Below are 20,332 nucleotides of genomic sequence, written 5' to 3' on the forward strand. Positions count from 1 at the left end.
CGTGGAGCGCGCGAAGCCCCGCACGTGCTGCAGCAAGGCACTGGCAGGCTACGATGGGAACTACGATGTCGCCTGGTCGACGTCTTGACGCGGCACACGTGTCGTTCCCCGCACTGTCAGTCAAAGGAGTCAGCGACATGATCACGCTGTATGGGTTTGGGCGGATCTTTGCAGAGGGTCGCGGACACACGAAAGACCTACGTGTGCAATGGGCGCTGGAAGAACTCGGCCTCGAGTACCAGGTCCACGCCCTGGACCACACGGCCGGCGAGCTCAGCGGCGAAGCCTACAGCCGGATCAGCCCGTTCCATCAGGCCCCTCTGATCGACGACAACGGGTTCATCGTCGCCGAGTCCGCCCAGATTGTTTTGTATCTGGCCGAGAAGGCGGGCAAGTTGGCGCCCGGCGACCTCCACACTCGCACGCGCCTGGGCCAATGGTGCTTTGCGGCGGTGTCCACGGTCGCAACACCGCTCATGGCCCTGGACCTCATACAGATGTTCGACCCTGACCATGCGGCCGCACACCTCGACGCAGAAACACGCAAGATCGCGCAGCGATTTCTAGCCGACGTAGAGCGGCAACTGGACCGCAGCCCGTGGATCGCCACGGACGAATTCACGGTCGCGGACGTCATGATGGCGGGCGTGCTCCGCGACGTTCGAGGAACCGAACCGACGCATGGCCGAGCCCGGGACCGCCGAGAACGCCACATCGACCGCGCCGGCCCCGTGGCATTCCGAACCCTGTCGACCCCAACCGCGTGGCGTGCGCCACACGCGACATGCACGCACGCCATGTTTGCCAAGGGGTCGGCCGGCGTCGCCCAGGGCTCGTTTCGCGTCTTCGGCGTCCTTCGCTTCGCGACCTCGTGCGCAACGACGAGCAGGCGGTCGCGTGGCTGCCGCGCGTCGGCGCAGCAGATGACGCCGTGAGTTGCTTGAGCGTCGGCTTGGGACATACCCCGACCTTGGGCCGTCCAATGACGAGATGGGGCTCACTGGCTGCCCCACTCCAAACAAGGCGCAGGCGCGCACGGCGATCACGTGGTCCCCGAAGACCAGGTTTCCCAGGCTGTCGTTCGCGCTCGGGCCACAATGCATGAAAGCGAAGGGATCGAGCGCCCACCGCGACCACAGCGCGTGCCATCCATGAGTCTCAAAGAACAACCCGCGACCGTCGCGACCTCGACGGGCTTTTCAGGGAGAAGTGCCTGGCAGCCCTTGGGCGCGCTGGTCGGCATCTACGTCAGGTCTGCAAACGATTCGACGCCACGACCGGTGCCTTCTGCGCGAGCCGTGGCCGAATTCGGTCTCGCGGACGACCGTCACGCGTCTTTTCAGTCGCCGCGGCAGCTGCTGCTGGCCAGCGTTGCCGCCTATCGAGAGTGGGCCCTGCCCCCGATGTCGCTGCGCGAGAACCTGCTCGTCGATCTATCGGTCGGGCGACTCGATCCGGGCGACCTGCTGCGCGTCGGCGATGACATGGTTCTGTGGCTGACATTCCCTTGCGAACCTTGCGGCCTGCTCGAGCGTCGATGCCCGGGAACAGTCAAGACCATCGGCGAGAACCGCGGCATGCTGGCTCGGGTCGTGCGCGGGGGCGTCATGCATCAAGACGACGCCATCGCCGCCCGCCAGGCCAACGCGCCAGCGCTCAGCGCAGATTGGCAGGACCGGGTGCGCCATGTCGCGCAGGCGGTTCCCGAGGGGTTGTTCATCAGCCATCGTCAACTCGGGCAGATGGCAGGCGTTCCCACGGCGTACTGCAGGGCGTTTCCTCGGGTCTTGTCGCGTCTGCCTGCGTCGGTAGTCAGCAGGGTGCGAAGCGAAGCCAGCATGAAGGGAGTTCCACGGTGGTCCGGCGCCGGCCTCTTCGACATCAGCGAACCAGTGACGAGTCAAGGCAGCGACAGGTTTGATCACCAAGCGCGGTGTCTGCGGCCGTGCGCACCCGGCCCCGGTGACGATGCCTCTGATCAGTAAAAATCCTACGTCAGAGGTGCGAGGGAATGCGAATGCTTCTTGCATGCCGCCGGAACATGTTCATGTCCTTCAACTCGCCTGTGACCACGCCCATGAACGGTTCATTGCCCTCGCGGCGGCGCTACTGGTCAAGGTCGAGGCCGCGCTGGCGGGCCGCGGTTCTTGGCCTGATCCGCAGGAATACGAGATCGCCGAGGCGCAGGGGCGAAAGCCCGGCGTTGCGATCCGCAGCTACCTGCAGGCCGTCGGCGTGCCAGCGAGACCGACGATGTCACGTGAGATCGCGTGGACCGTATTCAGCGCCTCTCGGCAGACGAGCGGAAATGGCAACCCACGCCTGAAGACTGGCTCAAATCGCAGGATGGAACGAGCTGAGGCATAGAGACAAGCGAGCAGGATGCTCGAACAAGACTCGGCGCCGTGGCTCCAACCGTGACCAGATTCTTTCGCAAGCAATGCGGCGGCGAGTCGGTGTTCGGCGCACACCAGCGATCGATGGACTCGTCGATACCGGAGAGGGTGCGCGGCGGCCCTCCCCGAGTGCGCCATCGCCTGCTCCTCAACGTGGCCTCAGGATTGAACGTTGAAGCCCTCGACAGGGTCGGGGTGCAGCAACGCTTCCTGCATCAAGAGCGCCCCTGGTTCACGGCGAGCGCCACGATCGCGGCCCCGGCAGCGACGATCAGGACGTCCTCGATCAGGCCACTGCGCGTCTGACCCATCGTTGCCATGGCGCGCTTGCGGCCACTCAACGTGGCATACGCCATGGGCACGGCGACCGCAATCGCCGCCGCGGCGCCGGCATCCTCGCGACCGCGAGGGGCCAGCGCGGCGCCAGCGATGCCGGCGCTCATCACACGCGCCAGCAAGCCCAGAAACACGGTCCGGTCCGGTGCACTCTTCATCTTGTCGCCCAGCAGTTCGCCCACGCCCATGGCCAACGCCCCGTACTTCAACGGGGATCGGTCGAGGAGGACAAGTTCGCCCGGCGTCCGGCGGCCAGCCAATCGAGCCACCGCGATGGCGGCCATGGGTGTCATAGACCTCGCGCTTGCGACCGCACCGATCAAGACAGAGGACAGCAATCCGGAAAGCTTCATTGAGGCGTTCTCGCAACAATCGTTGGAACAGATTTCCCCAATCTACGGGCACCTGCCCGCGGCCAACCCCCCGACCCTCCGTAGGACAGTCTCTGGCGCTCGAGCGTTGACGCGCACAATCAGCGGCCTATACTTTACCTTTGAGTAAAATAAATTCGTTCTCGATGCCGCCCGCCGTCAAGCGCTCCTCTCGACCCCATGTGCCTGCACAGGTCGCGCTCGACGCCGTTTTCGGGGCACTGTCGCACCGTGTGCGTCGCGAAACCCTCGATGCGCTGGGCGCCGGTGCGCAGTCGCTCACAACGCTCGCCGCGCCCCATGCCATGACCCTCGCGGCCTTCATGAAGCATGTCCGCATGCTCGAGGACGCCGGACTGATCGCCTGCACAAAGCAAGGCCGCAGCAGGATATGCGCGCTGGTCGAGCAGCCGCTGGACCCGGCCGCAGCCTGGATCGACGAGCGACGGCGCATGTGGAACGACCGGCTGGACGCGCTCGGGCGGCATCTCTATCACCAGGCACAGATCGGCGACAGCCGCCCACGACCCTCGCCTGCATCACCTGCTCGCAAAGCGCCGGTAGCCCGTCGCGCTCCTGCCCGCGCAGACCGTGTCGTCACGAAGAGAACGACGAAAGGAAAGAAGCCATGAACGCCTCATCCACTGCATCCGACGACGACGGCGCCGTCGTTCATGCCACGCAGGTCTTCGAGCGCCGCTTCGATGCCGCGCCGGCGCTCGTGTTCGCGGCCTGGGCCGATGCCAAACAGCGCGCCAAATGGCATTTTCCCGGCAAAGACCAATTCCAGCGCCTGGGCTTCGAGCAGGATTTCCGGGTTGGCGGCCAGCTGCGATCGAGTTTCGGCGCTGCACAGGGGCCCGTGCTGCGCGAGGAAGGCTGGTTCCTCGACATCGTGGACGCGCGCCGCATCGTGAGCGCCGGAACCATGCATGCAGACGAGGCGCGCATCTCGTCGACGCTGTGCACCGTGGAACTGTGGCCGAATGGTCGCGGTACGCGCGTGAAGCTCACCGACCAATCGGCGTTCCTCGCTGGCCGCGAGACGCCGAGCGACCGCAAGGCCGGTTGGGGCGAGGTCATGGAGCGGCTCGAGCAGTTTCTGCGCGCACGGCACGGTGCATCGAAGGGTGCCTGATGCCACTGATGCCACTGATGCCACCTCCGGCCCGGCCCGATGCGGCATGCACCCGGCGCCGCCTGTTGTTGGGTGCCTCGGCGTTGCTCGCCACGCTCGGCGACCGTACGCACGCGCAGGCGCAGGCGCCGTCGGGCGTCGCGGCACCCGCACTGGTACTGCGCGACGACGATGCCGCGCTCGTGCCGTTCAACCATCGCGCGGGCGACGACGAACTGGCCGACCTGAAGCGCCGCCTCGCACAGACCCGCTGGCCGGAGGCAGAGACGCTGCCAGGTTGGGCGCAGGGCGTCCCGCTCGCCAGCATGCAGGCGCTCGTGCGCCACTGGCAGGGCGATGCATCATCCGGTGGCTATGACTGGCGCCGTTGCGAGGCCGCGATGGCGGCCTGGCCGCAGTTCAAGACACGCATCGATGGCCTTGGCGTCCACTTCATGCACGTGCGCTCGCGCCATCCGAACGCCTTGCCCATCATGCTCACGCATGGGTGGCCCAGCACCTTCCTGCTGTTCCAGGACGTGATCGGTCCGCTCACCGACCCCGTGGCCCACGGCGGCGACGCGGCCGATGCTTTCGATGTCGTGATCCCGTCGCTGCCGGGCTTCGGCTTTTCGGACCGGCCCGGGGCCGCGGGCTGGAACGCGGCTCGCACCGCCCGGGCCTGGGCGGTGCTCATGGCGCGACTCGGCTACGGACGCTACGTCGCGCAGGGCGGCGACTGGGGCGCCTTCGTCACCACCGCCATGGCGCAGCAGCAGGCGACGGGGCTCGCGGCCATCCATCTCAATTTCGCGCAGACCATCCCCGATCGCATCCCGCCAAAGTCGCGGCTCACGCCCGATCAGACCAAGGCCGTGGCGGCATGGAAAGCCTTTCGCGAAACCGGCTCGGCGTACTTGCAGGTGCAGGCCACGCGGCCGCAGACGATCGGCTATGCGCTGCTCGATTCACCCGTCGCGCTGGCGGCTTGGATCTACGACATCTACGACAGCGGCAGCGGGCGCACGGGCAAGCCCGAGCAGCGCATCCCGCTCGATCGCATGCTCGACGAGATCACGCTCTATTGGCTCAGCGCCACAGGTGCCTCGTCGGCGCGGCTCTACCAGGAGCAAGCCAAGGCAGGCGCAACAACCCCGGCCGCGTGCCGCTGCCGGTGGGCGTGAGCGTGTTTCCCGACGACCTGCCACCGGCACGCAGTTGGGCCGGCGCGGTGTACCCGCGGCTTTTCTAATGGAACGAGCTGAAGCGCGGCGGTCACTTCGCGCAATTGGAAGTGCCGCAACTCTTCGTCGAGGACTTGCGGCGCTGCTTTCGCGGCTGGCGCCGCTGAGCGGCCATCCATCGAGCACAGGAGAACCTTCGATGACTTCCACCCACTCGACGCCCACGGCCGCCGTGCGCGCGGCGCTTCAGGCCTACCAGGACAAGGATCGCGAAGCGATCGAACGACTGCTGCATCCCGACTACCGTTTCACGAGCCCGCTCGACAACCAGCTCGACCGGAAGAGCTACTTCGACATCTGCTGGCCCAACGCAGGGATGATGGTCCGCTTCGACATCGTGCACGCCGCGGACATCGAGGATCGGGCTGTCGTGATCTACGAGGGGCGCACCCGCGCAGGCCAGGCCTTTCGCAACTGCGAGATGCATCGCGTGCAGGACGGTCGCATCCTCGAGACCGAGGTGTATTTCGGCTGGAATCTGCCCCACGCCGTGCCACTGGGAGAGCATCGCGCAAACGACGGCGCCGGGCACGCCTGAGCGGCCGCGTCACCAAAGGTGCTTGCCGTCGAGCACCTCCACCGGCAAGTCTGCCGCCTCGATGCCCTCCAGGATCCGCGCGTTCACCCCGATGCGACGCGTCTGGCCGTCCCAACTGCCGTCGCGCGCGAACGCCGGACTGTCGGAGTAGAGGCTGCAGCCGCAGGCGCTGCAGAAATGATGGGCCACCTGCTTCGAGTTCCAACGATAGACCGCATCACTGGTCGCCTCGATGACTGCAAGTTGGTGCGGCTCGAAATAGGCATGAAGCAGTCCCCGCTTCGAGCAGAAAGAACACGTGCAACGGGTCAACGTCTCCGGCAGTTCGCCGTCGATCTCGATCACGTTGCGGCCACAGTGGTAGCGTCCGTTGAGCATGATGCCTCCTTATGCTTCGCCTCGTTCACGCATCACTTTCCCCGAGGGATGTCTGCGTGGCGATGAACGAGTTTCCATCCGTCGCCTTCCAGTCTGAAAATCTCGGTGAGCCGCAGCGTCATCTCGACAAGCTGATCCTGGCCCTCCATGACCACCGCGGCATGCTGCAGACCGGCCCAGAATGCCAGCGTTGCGCTGGCGTCGGATTGCATCCCCTCGAACCGACCCGTGCTGCACCTGCCGAACGACGTCGCCCCCTTTGATGTCGGCCTCGTTCACCTCCGCTGCCCCGCAAACCATTTGCCCGTTCGGTGGGAACAAGGTCGCCGGGTCATGTTCCGTGGACAGCGCGCACACGGCTTCCGGCCTGCCATCAACGTCGTCCGATGATGCTGTCTCCCGCTGCTCGAGGAAGCGCTGAAAGCCCCGCGACGCGTCGAGCCTCTGCGCGCTGGAAGCCTGATCTTGCATCTTGGAAGTTCGTTCCTTCAATGAGCGCGTCCTGGCTCCTGGTTGAACGTGTCACACCATCTTCCTGGACGACCCGCCCCCGTGGCTCAGCGGCAATCCAGTTTCAAGGTAGGTCGCCGCTGATCAGACCGCACAGCGGACGCATCAGCGAGCGCTGGCGTGACGCTGCGACAACGGCTGACAAACGACGAGCTGTATGTAAATACAGTGGTAGCCTTTAGGAGCATCCCATGACCGACAAAGCCACGCAGCAGCACGCACAGGAAAGCAATATGGAGAAGGACCCAAAGAGCTGGGTCACGGGCGACGAGCCGATGACCGGTGCCCAGCTTTCCTACCTCAAGACGCTGTCCGAAGAGGCCAAGGAGCCGTTCGATGCGAACCTCACCAAGGCCCAGGCGTCTAAACGCATCGACGAACTGCAGGCGGTCACCGGCCGAGGCGAGCACCCGGCCACTTGATCCTGAGACGCCAGGCCCTTCTCGTCGATGGCCCGAGCAGGATCGCCGGCGACCCTTCCGCGCGCGATGCGAGTCCGGCCATGTCGCCACGAAACCTGGCGTGCGGGGCCGCATCGGCCTCGCCGAGAGGGCACACGCCGTCCATCGAAGCCGCGTGCAGGCCTTCAGTTGGCGTTGACCCAAGCCGATCACTTCGCACTCGAGCGGGTTGGCCCCGCGCAATCGACCGCGTGCGATAAAGCCGCTCTGCAAGAGCCACGTGTACTTCGGAAATCCCGATTCGACGGCATTGCTTGAAGCGCGAAGTCGCCTGGACATGCAGTCCATCAGCAATAGCGGACCGTCGTCGGTACGAACAGGCCGTCGAATGCGCCGGCGGCCAAAACTGCTCCGCATCGGGCCGGACCAGTCAAGCCCGGCATGATCGTCGCGACTGGCGCGCCGACTGCCGTGTTGCCTGCTGCATCTCGCGCCATCTCTTGCGCGCTTTCGGACTGCTGCCATGCGCTGCGCTTCCAGCACCATCGATCTCCAACCGATCGATGAGTTCAGGTGGCCACCGCATCGCCGCGCCCATGAGCGGTTCAATGCCGTCGAGGCGACAGTACTGTCACGGTGGAGGCCGCCTTGGCGCGCCGCGGTCCGTGGCTCGGCCCCGCCGAAACGGCGCCGTTGCGACGAGATCGCGTGGTCCATTCCGCTGCTTCTCCGCCAGCGCACGGAAATGGCAAGCCACGCGCGCGGACTGACTCACATCGCCGCAACGAGCGAAAGGCCCGGTCACATGCGCAACGCGGCTTCGACTGGCCGATTGCGCGACTCGCTCTGCAAGAATCGGTGTGATGGGCGACGTCGCCTCATAACACGACATCCAGGTTGCGTCGGATCGCCGCACCGTGTGGGTCAACGCCGGTGACGGATCGTGCATCGGGCGCTTCAGCAAGCGCTTTGGAGTCGATGTGCACACCACTGCGGCAGATCAATTGGCAGGCACGTCTCAGTGCCTCCTGTGCACGCACGGTCCTGCTGACCAAACAGCCTGGTTGCAATTCGTCGAAGCGATGCGCGTCCACCATGGCGTGCAGATCGACAAGAATCTGCTGACGTGGGCCTAGCCGTCGATTTCCTGCCGCTCGAGTCCCGCGCGCCATGCCGGCGCGGTCTGTTGGTGCAGGTCTGCACGACTTTTGAAACGTCTGCGTATGTTTTGCGCATGCGAAAATTCCAAGCACAACAACGACGCGTTCGAACAGGACAGGCGTGATGCTCTCGATCGAGGCACGCGCTTTGTGATGCAACGGTGATGAAGAAGATCAAGCTCAACGAGGAGCAGTGGAGAACGCTCGAGGCCCTGCGCAAGGCCATGGCGATGCGGCGATCCGCTGAGGACATCAAGGTGCCGCGCCGGCTTCTGTCCAACGGCCTCGCCGTCGAGGACCGACACGGTATTTGTGCGCTGACCGAACTGGGGCTGACCCGGCTCAATCAAGGGCGGTAGTTGCCCCCGCCTGCACGCCCAACACGCCAACAGAGATCGTCGACAGCGCAGGTACCGCGCGGTACCGACCGCGCAGCGCGCGTACGCCCGTGGGGTCTCGACGGAGCGATGCTCGTGATCGATCTCAAGACAACGGGGTCACGAGGGAACCTGCTTTCAACGTGGCGAAACCTTGGCATCGCCCAGCAACCCAGCACACATTCGAGCGTCGAACCTACGATTGGCCCACCAACGACCAACCCGCACGTTGATTTGCCTTGTCGTTTTCATACTCCCAACGTGCACCGCAGGCGTCGCAACGGTAGCCTGTGATGGTCACGGTGTGACTGCCGCTTTCGCCGTCGCTACGCTCTGCTTTTCGGCTGGCGCCTTGGACGAGCTCGGCATGCCCAGGTGCGCGGCGCCAATGGCGCTGGATCGCGGTGCACGAGTGACAAAGCGCGAGCGTCGCCTCGTCGGGTTGGTTCAATGCTTTCGTCATACGGCTCCGACTCTGTTTCTCGAGATGGCGCCATCCATGCAGCGTCGGCTGGCGTGGAGCGCCCGTGGGGCAGTATCGGCCACGCACCGTGTTCGGTGCGTTGCCCAACGACAAATACCTGCGCGACCTCACACCGCTTCACGGTGGCCAATGGCGTCCGGCGACCTGGGCTGCGCCCGGCGCCTTCGCGTGTTTGCTGTTCATCTTCTGACGGGCCCGCGGCGCGCATGCGCTGCAGGGGATGTGTCTTCCTCGTGAGACTACGCGACGCGGCCCGCTTTGCACGGGCGCCAAGCGCCCCAACACGAAGATCTCGAAGCCAGCAGCCCCGAGGCCTGTCCATCGGCACGCCGGAAGCGCCACCACTTGCAGCGAGAACAGGGCTGCTTTCACGCACTCCAGCGGGTTTTGTCGACGCTCGGCGCTGGGACGATGCAACGCTCGCCGCGCCTGCAAGGATTCTGCGGCTGGCCCTTCTCCGACGACTCCTCGCCGCGCGCAGCGTTGGTCAGGCACTTCGGCGTCGGCTCCTGGGCGGATCGAAAGACCCAGAACACCTCGAACCACCACGAGTTTCCCGCACGCTGCCGCGTCGCGCCGGCCACGAACCAAGAAACCTGCCGCTCGAAGTTGGCGCTCGAGCTGCCACGGCGACTGACTACGCACACCGGTGGCCCTACGTTCGATCTGCGCGGCCTTCGGCCAGAACACCTGTTGCACCCGCCCGCACAGTCGCGATCAGGACGGCAGTTCCATCACGGGCCCGAGCCACGCCTCGGCTGCAGCACGCGGCGGCAACGCGCGCAAGCGCGCGTCGCGCCAAAGTTCGGTGGCCATCTCCTCAAGTTCCCGAGGATTCACAGTGCGCCACCGGAGCTGCAGGGCGTGCGCGCAGGCGGCGATCCAGATGTCAGGTGAAATGGCGTCGGCCATGGCGTTTCCACAAGCTGTACAAACATACAGTATCATGGCATCCATGCGCCAGCAAGACCTTCTCTCGAACGACGCCCCGACGCTCATGCGCATGCCCTCCTGGCTCGGCGCCGACGTCCGCGAAGAGCGCGAACTGCCTCTCTTGCCAGGCGACTACGAGGTCACGCCTGGCGAGGATCGATGGACCGTCAGGTGCCGGAAGACCGGCCAGATCGTCTACAACGGCATCGGTCCTGTCGAAGTCGTGCGATCGCCGGCACCGTCCTGACGATTCGACATCGCGACGCGACCCCACGGCTGCGGATCACCAGCCTTCAGCGCCCTGGGCAAGCGCGGGACACTCAAAGATCTACTGCGTCGCGCAGCGGTTGGTCGACAATTCCGCGCGCAGCCCCCGCATCCGTTGCTGGTCAGGATTGATCACCTCGGGCGGTTGCCATTGCCAATTGGTGTACCGGCTCTCGATCCTGTTGCGTTCGGCGACGAGTTGCGCGCACCGCGTCTCCCGATCCATATCACCGCCGGCTTGCACTGGCCGAGCACGCATCGCTTTTGCCTGTTCTGCCTGCCGGACCTGCTGCTCCCATGGCACTTCGGCGACGTGTTCGATGCGCTCGATCAGCGCGTTGTACTGGTTGCAATGCGCCTGCGCTCAAAACGTCGAACCGTTGTAGGCCTTGCACAGGTAGATGGTCGCGCCTTGCGCCGCGCTCGCAGTGAGCGCCAGGACGCCGATGGCCACCACTCTGTTGTTCATCCTCATGTCTCGGAGCCTGGCCGCGGCCCCACCCGCATCGACGTTGTGCGCTCGCGACCGCCAAGTCGTCGACGAATCACCGACTGCGGTGCGCTCGATGGGGCCAAGGACCTACCTTGATCTGACGAAGGGTCCGACACGGGTCTAGCGCACCACGGCGCAGCGTCCAGGCCTCACCACTCGGAGAACATCATGGGCATCCTCAGCAACATCCTCGGCAAGATCTTCCCCTCCTCGCATGCGGCCCCCGCGCCTGCGGCGCCGGCGGGGACTGCCCCCGCTGGCGCAGGAACAAGCGCGACGCCCGCACAGCCGGCACCGGTTGCCATGAGCGAGGTGGATGTCGAAAAGCTTCTCGACGACAAGGCGAAGAACGCCGGCGAAAAGCTGAACTGGAAAACGTCGATCGTGGACCTCATGAAGTTGCTGGCGCTCGACAGTTCGCTGGCTTCCCGCAAGGAGCTCGCGAAGGAACTCCACTACAGCGGCGATCCGAACGATTCGGCGTCCATGAATGTCTGGCTTCATCGCCAGGTCATGAACAAAGTAGCGGCCAACGGCGGAAAGGTGCCAGCTGACCTCAAGGATTGATGGTTCCCGCGCGCGCCTGCGACGCGACCATTTGTCGCGCCCGACAGGTGCCCCAGGATCGAACGAACTCCGCGAGTGCATTGGACGCGCGGTGATCCTGGTCATGCCCGCCCGCGGCACGCGCGTTGCCCCAAAGCGACGGCATCCGAAACACAGCTCCGCCGTGCGAGATTTCCCTTCAGGCGCCGAAGGTCGCCGGGCACAATTCCAAGATGCCAGCCCCTCGACTCCCCGCTCGATACCGTCACATCTGGTGGTTCCCGGGCGCGTGCTCGACGCTGGCCCTTGCGCTGGCCGTGACAGCACTGCGACCGACCGAGCAGAACGTGCTGCTGGCTATGGCAATCCTGTGCGCCCTCCCGTGGTCCCTGGCGCTGCTGCTGCTGGACTTCGGCCACGGCTTTGCCAACCAAGCGGGGGCCGTCGTCTGCGTCGGACTGGTCGTCAATGCGGCCCTGCTTTGGTGGTGCACGGCAGCGCTGCGCACGAGGATGCTGCAACGCGAGGCACCCGAACGACGGCGCCACGACCCCTGAATCGGCGCGGCCGCGGAATGCGGTGCTGCGGTGCGCGCCCGCTCGGCCTATTGGGGTTCACACGGGGCCAGTTGTTCAAGGCCTGACCGATGTCGGTGCCCCGCCCGTTTCTTCGCCAGGTCCATTCCCTCCGGGCGACATTCGACGCCCTCTTTCGCGTTGGCTTCAGGGCCGAGCAATTCGGGCTCCGCGACGGCTTCTGCTGGGCGCTCAATAAGGGGCCTTGAACGACGACGGCCCTGCCTTCGCTGGCTGCTCGGCTGCACGCGTCCGCCATAGCACTTCGAGTCGAAGCGTCAGCCGCCACACACTTCCTTGATGCGCGAGGCCACGGTACCGGCACCGGCCTCATCGACGCCCCCCACTCGCGTTGTCGGCCGCCGCCGAAGGTGCGGCCACCCCCGTGCCACAATCGCGAGGGCTGCGCGCTGCAGCAGTCCACGGAGAGTCCATGAGCGTTCGACAACGCAACCACGTCCGCGTCGGAGGCAACGGCACTGACACCCTGTTCTTCGCCCATGGCTTCGGCTGCGATCAGAACATGTGGCGGCTGCTCGAACCCGTCTATGCCACGCGCTATCGGACAGTCTGCTTCGACCATGTCGGCGCGGGCGGGTCGGACGTCACAGCCTACGACAAGAACAGGTATGCCAGCCTCGCCGGCTACGCGGACGATGTCGTCCAGATCGTCCGGGAATTCGGTCAGGGCCGCTCCCTCTTCGTCGGGCACTCGGTCAGCGCAATGATCGGCATGCTGGCCGAATTGGCCTCGCCAGGCCTTCTTGCCGCGCACATCATGATCGGCCCCTCGCCGTGCTACGTCGACGACGACGGCTATGTCGGCGGTTTCTCTCGCGCGGACGTCGACTCGCTTCTCAGAACGCTCGAAGGCAACTACCTCGGCTGGTCCAGCAACATGGCGCCTGCGATCATGGGCGCGCCCGGACAGCCCGAACTCGGCGCGGAACTCGTCAACAGCTTCTGCCGCACGGACCCCGACATCGCGGCACGCTTCGCACGCGCGACCTTTCTCTCCGACCACCGCGCCGATCTGCCCCGGCTCACCACGCCCACACTGATCCTCCAATGTGACGACGACATCATCGCCCCCGTCGCGGTGGGCCAGTACATGGCCCGGACGCTGCCCGATGCGGAACTCGTCATCATCGAGAACGTGGGCCATTGCCCGCACCTGAGCGCGCCCGGCGCGAGCGCCGACGCGATCGACGCCTTTCTCGCGAGGCGCGGCCTTTGAGCGGGCCCGACGCGGAGGTCCCAGCAGAGGAGCCGGCGCCACCCGACGATGCGGCGTGCGGGCTGCTCAGGACCGATGCCAAGGGACTCATCCTCGCAGCCAACCAGACCTTCTGTACCTGGGTCGGACTCGACAAGCCCGAGCTGGTCCGTCGCAAGCGAATCCAGGACTTGCTGACCATGGGGGGACGCATGTTCCACCAGACGCACTGGGCGCCGCTGATGCAGTTGCAGGGTTCGGTTTCCGAGGTGAAGCTCGAGGTCAAGCATCGCGATGGAACCGTCCTGCCCATGATCCTCAACGCCGTGCGGCGCGAGCGCAGCGGCGCCATCGTGCACGACCTGGCATTGTCCATCGGGCGCGACCGCGACGTCTACGAGCGCGAACTCGTGATGTCGCGCGAGGAACTGCGGCTGCTCGTGCACGAGGCCACGCGACTGGAGGAACAGGCCAAGGACCGTGCGCTCTTCGCCGAGCAGATGGTCGGCATAGTGAGTCACGACCTGCGCAACCCGTTGTCAGCGATCCACCTGGGACTGCTGGCGCTGTCACGCGGCGCGCTCAACTCCAACCAGATCCGTATCCTGGGTCGCATCTCGCAGTCCACCGAACGGGCACACCGACTGATCGCGGACCTGCTCGACTTCACGGCCGCACGTGTCGGCAAAGGCCTCAAGGTGTCGCCCAGGCCGATCGACCTGCACACGCATGTCGCCGAGGCGCTCGAGGAGCTTCGCGTTGCCTACCCTGACCGCCGGATAGATCACCTACAGGACGGTGCGCAAGCTTGCTGGGCCGACCCGGATCGACTTGCTCAGATGCTGGGCAACCTCGTGTCGAATGCCGTGAGCTACGGAGATCCGGCACGCGCGATCACCGTGTCGTCGCTCGTCAGCGATGATCGCGGTGCGCAGGTCGAAGTCCACAACTTCGGACCACCGATTCCGGTCGCCACGGTCGAGCACCTGTTCGAGCCGATGGTGCGCGGCGACGCGAGCGGCGCAGCACGCAGCGTCGGGCTGGGGCTCTACATCGTTCGGCAGATCATCGAGGCACACGGCGGCCACGTGATCGTCCGCTCGACCGAAGCCGCCGGCACCGCGTTCACCGCGAACTTTCCGCTTGATCCCGCATCCAGACGCGTTTGATTCAGCGGCTGCCCACGATCGAGGGAACGCAAGCGAGCATGCAGGTGCGACTGCCGGGCGGTGGGACCCCGCAGCAAGCTGCCGGTCCCGGCACGTCCCGGTCGACGCGATCCGCGTGCTTCATCGCGAACGAAGCGATCGATGCCCCTTGCGATCGTTGGCTGCGCAACGCAGGCGTTCGGAACGCGACCCTCGCAGCCGCTCGCGGGCGCAACCGCGCGCTCAGATGGCAGTGACGCTGCCCGTGACGGGCAGCACGATGCCCGTAATGTAGCCCGCACAGGACGGGGCCGCCAGAAAGACGAACGCCGGGGACAACTCCTCGGGCTGCGCGACGCGCTTGAAGTCGGTTTCCTTGCCGAATTTCCTGACGTCCGCCGGCATCTTGTCGGCCGGATTCAACGGCGTCCATACCGGTCCGGGTGCGACAGCGTTCACGCGGATGCCACGGTCGATCACGTTCAATGCCAGCGCTTTCGTGAACGCGTGAATCGCGCCCTTGGTCGCCGAGTAGTCGATCAGGTTGCGGCTTCCCTGCAGGCCCGTGCGCGAGCCCGTGTTGATGATCGACCCGCCAGGCGGAAGGTGAGGCAGCGCAGCGCGCGCCATCCGCATGTAACCGCCGATGTTGGTCTGCAATGTCAGGTCGAGCCGCTCGTCGTCGATGTCCTCGAGCGCTTCGGCATGCATCTGGAACGCCGCGTTGTTGACCAGCACGTCGAGCCTTCCAAACGTCTTCACGGTTTTCGCGACCGCGCGTTGGCAGAACACGGACCGCCGCATGTCCCCCGGGATCAGCAGGCAGCGCCGGCCCTCGGCCTCCACCGCAGCCTGGGTGGCACGCGCATCGACATGCTCATCGAGGTAGACGATCGCGACATCCGCGCCTTCACGCGCGAACAGGACCGCCACGGCACGCCCGATCCCCGAATCGCCGCCCGTCACGATCGCGGCCATGCCCGCGAGCTTGCGGCTGCCTTCGTAGTCCGGCGCCGTGAACCGCGGCTTCAGCCTGAGGTCCGCCTCGTGACCCGGCTTCTTGAGTTGCTCCGGTGCCTGACGCGCAGGCTGGCGCCGTGCGCCGGCCTGAACGGCACGCGTGGACTTGCGTGGCGGTGGCGCACTCGCGTCCTTTCTGCGCTGCTCGCGTTGAATGGCCTGGTGCTTGCGCCCGAGCGGCGAGCGAGAAGACGTCGAGTTGCTGGTAGCCACGTGATGGTCCCGAGTCGAACAGAGATCGGTCATCGTAGGCACGTGAGTGCCCAGCCCGTGTAGGCGCTCGTCGGATCAGCCAGGTTTCGGAACCAGGGGCCCCTGCGCGTACCTTCAGCGCAGCAGCGGCGCCGACACCGAGATCTCACTTAATCTTTCGCCAAGCCAGCGATGGACGGGCCGGCACGCAGGCTCGATGCGACTGGCTGCCGGACTCCGAGCCCGGCGAGCTGGTTGACGCTAGCGCTTCTCCTTCACAAAGCCCGCAGCGTTCTCGTCTGCACCGGGCTTGCCCTCATCCGAGAGCGGCTGGTGCGGATCACTGCCGGCCGGAAAATCCGGCTCGACCGGAAGCTGCGCAGGATCATCTTCGGAAGGAATCTGAGGTGTGGGCATGGATGGCCTCCTATGCTGTCAGCGTAGCCCGTCTTACGACGCGGCGGTGTAGGAACACAAGCGGTCGGCGACGCACCGGCGTGCCGCGCCAAGCGCGCTTGGAGGCCTCGCGATGCCGCTACGGCGACACCACCGCAACGCCGTCCCTCGCAGCTCGCGACCGACCGTCAACACCTGGCACACGGTGGACCGGCGCGGCGCAATCCCTAAAAGAGGATGCCCAGCGCAACAAGCCCTGCTATGTACCGGAAGCCCACGGGCCGCACCGGCTCGCCGGGATCGGTGATTGGTGGGGAGCGCCACTTTCGCACAGATGCGTCCCCATGCCAGCGGCCTGCAGCCTGCAGACCCGCGGCGCCAGGGTTTCAACGCGGCTCGCGGCGACGCTGCGCAACAAGGCCGCCGGTTATCGAGGGCGACGCATCCAACAGCGCGTCCCGCCGGTCAGCCTGGGAGCGTTGCCGCGGTCAGCAAGCAACCATCGGTCGGCAGGCCGACGCAGGCGGAACACAGCATGCCAGGATCACGAGGATCGCAGCACGATCGGCGCTGACCGTCGCGTGCGAGAGGACTTCGCGCGGAACTGCCGACCCCTGCTTGCCGGCTGCAGGGCAGGATCATCCGCCCCGGCCGGGCGGTCAGGACCCCGCAACGTCGCGGCGATGGATCTGGCTCGCAACTCCGCCACTGCGGCCCGCCCAGCGCTTGATGAGCGTTGCGGCCTCCTGGCGCAAGGCCTCCTCCACGCAACCGGCCATCGTCCCGCTCCACGCCACACCGGCCGCCAGCGTGCGGCCTCGGTTGCGTTCGATACGCTCGCCGATGTTGGCCCACAACTCGGCCTCGGTACGCCGCGCGGCCTGGTCGACGAACCGCTGGCCCGCATCGGAGAGCTGTAGATACGCCTGCCTGTTCACCACGACAAACGAGATCGGCGCCGCATAGCGCAGGTCGTAGAAAAATGCCATGCAGCCGCACAGGCGCCGCCCCGCCTCCGCATCTCCCGACGACAGCACGCCTTGCAACTGCCCTTGCCGCGCTTCGCAGAGCGCCTGGCCGAAGGGCAAGGACACAGCCTGGGCGCCCGCAGCGCCGAAGACCTCTGCCGACATCCGGTCATAGCAGCGGATGCGAAGGCCGCCCAGGTCCGTCAAGGTCCGTACCGGGACCGTCGTCCAGAGGCCCGTCGGCGGCCAGGGCGACACGTAGAGCAGGCGGACACCCAGGCCGTCGAAAGCCGCCTCGTACGCGTGCCGGGCCTCGGAAACCAGTTGCCACGACGCCTGCGTTGTCCGGGCCAGGAACGGCAGCGACCCCAGCTCGAAGATCGGATCGACCCCGCCCAGGCTCCCGCAGTAGAAGTCTGCGACATCGATTCGCCGCGTTCACCTACATCGACTTCACCGCTGCCGAAACCCTCTCGCCCGAGCGACAACCTGCCATCGCGCGGGAGGTCACGCGCACGCACAGCCAGTCACCGGCGCCAACACGTTCTTCGCGCAAGTCGTGTTCCAGGAGATCCCGCCAGGCGACGGGTTCCTCGGTGGCGCGACCACGCAAGGCCAACAGGTCTACCTCTGCGGCCACGTGCGCGGCGGCCGGCCCGCCGGGATGACGAACCGTCTCGTGCTCGTCTGCGCGATGTCCTCGTCGAGCACGGCGACGTCGCGCGCCACCAGGTCTGGGTCTACCTCGTCGAACTGCCGCCGGCCCCCATGGTCGAGGACGGCTACGTGCTGCCCGAACCGGGCCAGGAAGGCGAGTGGCTCGCGAACCTGCCGTCGCCGGACCGAGAGCGCCTCGACGCCCTCGGCGCCTGATGCGCCGCCCTCCCCTCCTTCCACCTTGTAGCCGAGCGCGCCAGCCCGGCGCGCTTGGCAGCGCTTTGCTTCGACCGGACCCTCCTCATGCACACCACCACGCTGCCGGGCTCGTACGAGTCCGAGGGACCGGCGCAGGCCGGGCGTTGCTCGAGTTCGCGGAGGCCGAGGTCTGCCGGAGAGACGTCCCCTCGTTCCACCTCTGCACGAATTCGAAGATGACCGAGAACGAGATGCTCGACCCGAGGATCGGGTACGTCGAGTGCGACCGCCGCGCGCAAGGCGGCGATGACCGGATCTTTTACAGGAAGCGGCTCTGCGGCAATCAGCAATTCTGCATTCCGCCCGCTTCCGCCCGGCCAGCGAGAGCGCTCGCTTCTCCATAGCCGTGTTCGAGTGCGATCCGCTGGCCGCGGTGGACCCCTGCCACCCATGGGTATGGGCACGAATGCGGTGATGTGCTGCAGAAGCGCGCTCACATCGAGGCGGCGCCCTCCCCCGAGACCAGCGCGCGTCAGGTCCGCCCGGTCTTCGGGCACGGTGACGGCGCCAAGCGCCAGCTGGCCGCGCCGCCGCGAGCGGGTCGGCGTCATTGCAGTTGCAGCAGCGGCGACGCAGGGACGACATCACCCGGCGGCGCACCGCCGGCGGTCGCACACGCGGCTTGCGCACCGAATTGAACCGAGACCCTGGCCTGTTCGAGGGCCCGGACGGCGCGCTCGACGGCGTGCTGCGTGAACAGGCCATCAACCTGCTGTTCCCACGCGACCGTCTGGCAGACATTCTGCTGGTCGCCAGCGGGCGACCACGCACCGTCCACGGGCGGCGGTGCAGGAACGACGACGCCAGCGCGGCGCAGCAACCGGAGCTTCTGATCGATCGTCAGCATGCGGCGCCAGAACGCAATGAACGGGCCCGGTCATTGACAAGTTGCCCTGAGCACTCCGAGGCGGCATCTGATTGCGTATCCCGCTCCACTACGCTCAACGCGTTTGGAACTCCACGATCGCCCGGCTCAGGAGAGACCCTTGATCACGCACGTACGGCGAGGCGAACGGCCGGCACCTCCGTCGGAGCCACATCACGATGTTCCACGCAATTTTTTTCAGTCGACTTTTATTGTTTTAAATCAACAGCTTAGCGACGATTTTGAGTTGTTTCTCCATGTATGTTTCACGAAAATCAACTGTTTACGGACGTTTCTTGACGCGATCTCGAGCTGTGCAGCAGAATTCGGTTATTGAGTAACTATATTAGTGGCTGATCCCATGACCATCGATCCCGACGCGTTCGCGGCGACGCGGTCCCCTCCTCCTCCGCCCAGCGGCTGGCCTCCATATTGCACGCTGGCAGAGCTATCCCGTATTCTTACGCTCGTCTACGGCGTGCGTGCGCCGACCGAGTCCTCCCTCAAAAAATGGAGCGCGGCCGGCGTGTTCAGACCGTGCATCGCGACGGAAGAGGACCATCAGCGATCAGCGTCTCATCCGCCCACTGCCGCCCATGCGCTGCTCCAGCGCCCACGGCGGGCGGGCCGCCCCGGCCTGACCCTTCGGACGCACGAGGCGATCGCGCTGGTCCACGAAATCTGGCCCTTCCTGGCCGATTCAGATTCGCATGCCGTGGTCGAACTCGTGGTCGCACGAACTGCGGATCACCTGCGCTCGGCCCTGGACCACGCGAAGTCAGTTAAGGTCAGCACGCCTTTGGGCACGCCCAGCATAGCCGACAGCGCGCCCTCCGTACCGGGTCCTGGCCCGGGCCTGCAGGCCATCGAGCGGCAGCTCGAAGCCCTGGCCCACGAAATGGGTGGCCTCAAGCGCGAGGTGGCCCAGTTCTCGGCGCTGCGCAACAACCTGATCACCCGGCTCGACGAAGCCGTCGTGCTGGCCAAGGAGTCGCTGGCTGCCGGCACTTCCAGCGCCAGAGGTGTCGATCCCCTGGTCGAGGCCCGTCGAGATCGCGACATGGGGTTGATGAAGTCGACGCTCAGCGAAATCCTCGACGCGCTGCGCCGGATCGAGCTCGAGCGAGCAGCGCCATCGCCGAGCCACGGGCAGCAAACGCTCGACAGGCCGCGGGGGTAGTTTCAAACTACCCCCACCGCGCCGCACCTACCCGCGCATCGTTTCGGCACGGTGCTCGTTGCACCGGGCGCCGGGCCCGCTGGCTTTGGCCAGGGGTCGCTCGAAAACTCCCCCTTTGAACTTGGCGGCGTGATCCCCGCTCCCGCAAATCCGCCGTGTCACGCCCCCAAGTCTTCCAGGCGGCCGAGCCACTGGTTTTTTCCCGCATGGGTTCATGATGTCGAACAGCTCGCGTCGGGGCTCAACCCAGGCGGACATCGGCTGGATCTCGACGAGCGGCGTTCACTGGTTGCTCTGCATTGCTGC

At 66.0% G+C, this 20,332-nt stretch carries 25 protein-coding genes; 15 read left to right on the forward strand and 10 right to left on the reverse strand.

Annotated features, from left to right (window positions below; translation table 11 throughout):
- Positions 1 to 137: 137 nt before the first annotated feature.
- From B0W80_RS13030 to B0W80_RS34895, 3 genes are all read left to right on the forward strand, one after another.
- Complete coding sequence (locus tag B0W80_RS13030; protein WP_076999567.1) at positions 138 to 935, forward strand: glutathione S-transferase family protein; 798 nt, start codon at positions 138 to 140, stop codon at positions 933 to 935.
- A gap of 216 nt (positions 936 to 1,151) precedes the next feature.
- Positions 1,152 to 1,985 carry an MOSC domain-containing protein gene (locus B0W80_RS13035; protein ID WP_143684598.1) on the forward strand — a complete coding sequence of 278 codons (834 nt, stop codon included), beginning with the start codon at positions 1,152 to 1,154 and terminating at the stop codon, positions 1,983 to 1,985.
- A gap of 43 nt (positions 1,986 to 2,028) precedes the next feature.
- The gene (locus B0W80_RS34895) at positions 2,029 to 2,367 is read left to right on the forward strand and encodes a hypothetical protein (protein ID WP_143684599.1); all 339 of its coding nucleotides are present in this window, start codon (positions 2,029 to 2,031) and stop codon (positions 2,365 to 2,367) included.
- Positions 2,368 to 2,611: 244 nt separating this feature from the next.
- Here B0W80_RS34895 and B0W80_RS13040 read toward each other — a convergent pair whose 3' ends face one another.
- Entirely contained in the window at positions 2,612 to 3,016 is a 405-nt protein-coding gene (locus B0W80_RS13040) for a hypothetical protein (protein WP_256856562.1), read from the reverse strand.
- A gap of 233 nt (positions 3,017 to 3,249) precedes the next feature.
- On the opposite strand from B0W80_RS13040, the gene B0W80_RS13045 reads away from it, so the two are divergent.
- The 4 genes from B0W80_RS13045 to B0W80_RS13060 all read left to right on the forward strand — a co-directional run bounded on the left by B0W80_RS13045 (position 3,250) and on the right by B0W80_RS13060 (position 6,002).
- Positions 3,250 to 3,735 (forward strand): helix-turn-helix transcriptional regulator, encoded by a 486-nt coding sequence (locus B0W80_RS13045; protein WP_076999570.1) that lies wholly within the window; start codon positions 3,250 to 3,252, stop codon positions 3,733 to 3,735.
- A complete protein-coding gene (locus B0W80_RS13050) occupies positions 3,732 to 4,241 on the forward strand; it encodes an SRPBCC domain-containing protein (protein WP_076999571.1) in 510 nt (169 codons plus the stop codon). The genes B0W80_RS13045 and B0W80_RS13050 overlap by 4 nt, the downstream gene beginning before the upstream one ends.
- A complete protein-coding gene (locus B0W80_RS13055) occupies positions 4,241 to 5,404 on the forward strand; it encodes an epoxide hydrolase family protein (RefSeq protein ID WP_218668899.1) in 1,164 nt (387 codons plus the stop codon). The genes B0W80_RS13050 and B0W80_RS13055 overlap by 1 nt, the downstream gene beginning before the upstream one ends.
- 199 nt (positions 5,405 to 5,603) lie before the next feature.
- Positions 5,604 to 6,002 (forward strand): nuclear transport factor 2 family protein, encoded by a 399-nt coding sequence (locus B0W80_RS13060; protein ID WP_076999572.1) that lies wholly within the window; start codon positions 5,604 to 5,606, stop codon positions 6,000 to 6,002.
- 9 nt (positions 6,003 to 6,011) lie between these two features.
- On the opposite strand, the gene B0W80_RS13065 is transcribed toward B0W80_RS13060, so the two are convergent.
- Both B0W80_RS13065 and B0W80_RS13070 read right to left on the reverse strand, forming a co-directional pair.
- Positions 6,012 to 6,380, reverse strand: coding sequence for a GFA family protein (locus tag B0W80_RS13065; RefSeq protein WP_083745357.1), 369 nt, complete (start codon positions 6,378 to 6,380; stop codon positions 6,012 to 6,014).
- A gap of 32 nt (positions 6,381 to 6,412) precedes the next feature.
- Positions 6,413 to 6,592, reverse strand: a complete 180-nt coding sequence (locus B0W80_RS13070; protein ID WP_076999574.1) for a nuclear transport factor 2 family protein — start codon at positions 6,590 to 6,592, stop codon at positions 6,413 to 6,415.
- Between the two features lie 489 nt (positions 6,593 to 7,081).
- Between B0W80_RS13070 and B0W80_RS13075 the strand changes: the two genes are divergently transcribed.
- Positions 7,082 to 7,312: a DUF3072 domain-containing protein gene (locus B0W80_RS13075; RefSeq protein ID WP_076999575.1), complete on the forward strand. Its 231-nt coding sequence runs from the start codon at positions 7,082 to 7,084 to the stop codon at positions 7,310 to 7,312.
- 857 nt (positions 7,313 to 8,169) lie between these two features.
- Here B0W80_RS13075 and B0W80_RS35445 read toward each other — a convergent pair.
- On the reverse strand, positions 8,170 to 8,610 hold the full coding sequence (locus B0W80_RS35445) for a hypothetical protein (protein WP_179106899.1): 441 nt from the start codon (positions 8,608 to 8,610) through the stop codon (positions 8,170 to 8,172).
- A gap of 5 nt (positions 8,611 to 8,615) precedes the next feature.
- Between B0W80_RS35445 and B0W80_RS13085 the strand changes: the two genes are divergently transcribed.
- Positions 8,616 to 8,810 carry a hypothetical protein gene (locus tag B0W80_RS13085; RefSeq protein WP_076999576.1) on the forward strand — a complete coding sequence of 65 codons (195 nt, stop codon included), beginning with the start codon at positions 8,616 to 8,618 and terminating at the stop codon, positions 8,808 to 8,810.
- Between the two features lie 214 nt (positions 8,811 to 9,024).
- Here B0W80_RS13085 and B0W80_RS36200 read toward each other — a convergent pair whose 3' ends face one another.
- Together B0W80_RS36200 and B0W80_RS13095 are read right to left on the reverse strand one after the other, a co-directional pair.
- On the reverse strand, positions 9,025 to 9,291 hold the full coding sequence (locus tag B0W80_RS36200; RefSeq protein ID WP_076999577.1) for a hypothetical protein: 267 nt from the start codon (positions 9,289 to 9,291) through the stop codon (positions 9,025 to 9,027).
- A 738-nt stretch (positions 9,292 to 10,029) separates the two neighbouring features.
- Positions 10,030 to 10,224: a hypothetical protein gene (locus B0W80_RS13095; RefSeq protein ID WP_076999578.1), complete on the reverse strand. Its 195-nt coding sequence runs from the start codon at positions 10,222 to 10,224 to the stop codon at positions 10,030 to 10,032.
- A gap of 43 nt (positions 10,225 to 10,267) precedes the next feature.
- Between B0W80_RS13095 and B0W80_RS13100 the strand changes: the two genes are divergently transcribed.
- The 5 genes from B0W80_RS13100 (at position 10,268) to B0W80_RS13125 (ending at position 14,511) form a co-directional block, all read left to right on the forward strand.
- Complete coding sequence (locus B0W80_RS13100) at positions 10,268 to 10,492, forward strand: hypothetical protein (RefSeq protein WP_076999611.1); 225 nt, start codon at positions 10,268 to 10,270, stop codon at positions 10,490 to 10,492.
- A 681-nt stretch (positions 10,493 to 11,173) separates the two neighbouring features.
- Positions 11,174 to 11,572 (forward strand): DUF3597 domain-containing protein, encoded by a 399-nt coding sequence (locus tag B0W80_RS13110; protein ID WP_076999580.1) that lies wholly within the window; start codon positions 11,174 to 11,176, stop codon positions 11,570 to 11,572.
- Positions 11,573 to 11,868: 296 nt separating this feature from the next.
- Positions 11,869 to 12,108, forward strand: coding sequence for a hypothetical protein (locus B0W80_RS13115; protein WP_143684600.1), 240 nt, complete (start codon positions 11,869 to 11,871; stop codon positions 12,106 to 12,108).
- Between the two features lie 451 nt (positions 12,109 to 12,559).
- Positions 12,560 to 13,363, forward strand: coding sequence for an alpha/beta fold hydrolase (locus tag B0W80_RS13120; protein WP_076999582.1), 804 nt, complete (start codon positions 12,560 to 12,562; stop codon positions 13,361 to 13,363).
- A gap of 248 nt (positions 13,364 to 13,611) precedes the next feature.
- Complete coding sequence (locus tag B0W80_RS13125) at positions 13,612 to 14,511, forward strand: sensor histidine kinase KdpD (protein WP_256856563.1); 900 nt, start codon at positions 13,612 to 13,614, stop codon at positions 14,509 to 14,511.
- 222 nt (positions 14,512 to 14,733) lie between these two features.
- Here B0W80_RS13125 and B0W80_RS13130 read toward each other — a convergent pair whose 3' ends face one another.
- The 4 genes from B0W80_RS13130 to B0W80_RS13150 form a co-directional block, all read right to left on the reverse strand.
- Complete coding sequence (locus B0W80_RS13130; protein WP_083745359.1) at positions 14,734 to 15,756, reverse strand: SDR family oxidoreductase; 1,023 nt, start codon at positions 15,754 to 15,756, stop codon at positions 14,734 to 14,736.
- A gap of 207 nt (positions 15,757 to 15,963) precedes the next feature.
- Positions 15,964 to 16,119 (reverse strand): hypothetical protein, encoded by a 156-nt coding sequence (locus B0W80_RS35450; RefSeq protein ID WP_179106900.1) that lies wholly within the window; start codon positions 16,117 to 16,119, stop codon positions 15,964 to 15,966.
- 638 nt (positions 16,120 to 16,757) lie between these two features.
- Positions 16,758 to 17,495 carry a TRAP transporter substrate-binding protein DctP gene (gene dctP / locus B0W80_RS13135; protein WP_083745360.1) on the reverse strand — a complete coding sequence of 246 codons (738 nt, stop codon included), beginning with the start codon at positions 17,493 to 17,495 and terminating at the stop codon, positions 16,758 to 16,760.
- Between the two features lie 1,033 nt (positions 17,496 to 18,528).
- Positions 18,529 to 18,828: a hypothetical protein gene (locus tag B0W80_RS13150; protein WP_076999587.1), complete on the reverse strand. Its 300-nt coding sequence runs from the start codon at positions 18,826 to 18,828 to the stop codon at positions 18,529 to 18,531.
- Between the two features lie 379 nt (positions 18,829 to 19,207).
- Between B0W80_RS13150 and B0W80_RS13155 the strand changes: the two genes are divergently transcribed.
- Positions 19,208 to 20,026: a hypothetical protein gene (locus B0W80_RS13155; RefSeq protein WP_143684601.1), complete on the forward strand. Its 819-nt coding sequence runs from the start codon at positions 19,208 to 19,210 to the stop codon at positions 20,024 to 20,026.
- Positions 20,027 to 20,332 lie beyond the last annotated feature (306 nt).

The organism is Variovorax sp. KK3 (genome assembly GCF_001984055.1).
Lineage (GTDB): Bacteria > Pseudomonadota > Gammaproteobacteria > Burkholderiales > Burkholderiaceae_C > Variovorax.